The 1,247-nt window shown below is 74.7% G+C and carries 1 pseudogene; it reads left to right on the forward strand.

Features of this window, described 5'->3' with window-relative positions:
- A pseudogene (locus tag N5079_RS34995) lies at positions 1–1,247 on the forward strand (hypothetical protein); the annotation flags it as partial.

A 1,247-nucleotide genomic window follows, 5' to 3' on the forward strand; every position in this document is an offset into this window, starting at 1 on the left:
AGGCGTCCCCGACCCCCTCGCCCACGCGGTGGCCGGCCACCTGCTCCCGAAGGCGGGGGCATGCACGACCAGCCAGCTGAAAGACAAGATCAAGACGCTGCTGGTGGCCGCCGACCCGCAGTGGGCGCGGCGCAAGTATGAGCGGGCGCTGCAACGCCGCCGCCTCGAAGGGATGCGGCACGCCGACGGCACCGCGACCATCACCGGCCACCAACTGCCCGTCGACCAGGCCGCCGCCGCCATCGCCCGGGTGGACGCCATCGCCCAGCAGGCCAAACGCGCCGGCCTGCACGCACCCATCGACCACATCCGCACCGACGTCTTCCTCGGCCTGCTCGACGGCACCCTGACCGGGCTCGACGACGACGCCATCACCGCCATCCTCCTCACCAAAGCCCACAACCCCGATCCCCTCGACGCCGAAGACGACTACGATCCCCACCTCAACGACAACCCCCACGACAACGACGCCGACCAACCCAACGACGGCCGGTCCAATGACGACGCCGACCCTCAGGAGCCCGCGGACCCCGACAACCCTGACAGTCCCGATGGCGCCCACACCGTGGCCCGGACCCGTCACACCGATGACCCCGGCGCCCACAGCGCGCACGGCGTTCACGACCGGGCCGGAACAGGGGGCGTGGACAGCACCGACGCCACCGGTGGCAGGCGAGCCGGGGATGGCACGACGGCCGCCGACGCCGACGCCGACGCCGACGTCGACGGCGACCGCGACCGCGACGGCGACCGCGACGGCTCCGACGGTACGGACGGCCCCGGCGGTGTGCGGAGCGGGGGTGGCCCCGGCGGCCCGTACGACGGGGACGGCCACGGCGGCGGGCAGCAGCCGACCGGCACCCTCCAGGCGGCCGGACACACATCAGGCACCGTGGCAGGCGCCGACACAGCGGACGGCGCGGCAAGCGTGGACGCCGGCCACGGCGCAGCGGACGCCACCGCGCACGCCGCAGATAGCGGGGTCGAGGCCGCCACAGGCAGTCCGGGCGGCGTAGCGGAGGCCGCCACGGGCAGCTTGAGCAGGTCGGGCGTGGCGGTTGAGGCCGTTCCGGAGGCCTCGGGCGGGGCCAGCATGGGCAACGGGGGGAACGCGGGTGGCGGGGGCGGCGAGGCTGCAGCCGCGAAGGCAGCGCACGGTGGTGTGGCGGCCGGCCTGCTTTCGGGTGGCGCGGGGTTCGCGGCCGGGGAGGTGCGAGTGCGGGTCTCCACCCTGATGCACCTGGACG

It is taken from the genome of Planotetraspora sp. A-T 1434 (genome assembly GCF_025420585.1).
Lineage (GTDB): Bacteria > Actinomycetota > Actinomycetes > Streptosporangiales > Streptosporangiaceae > JAOEGB01.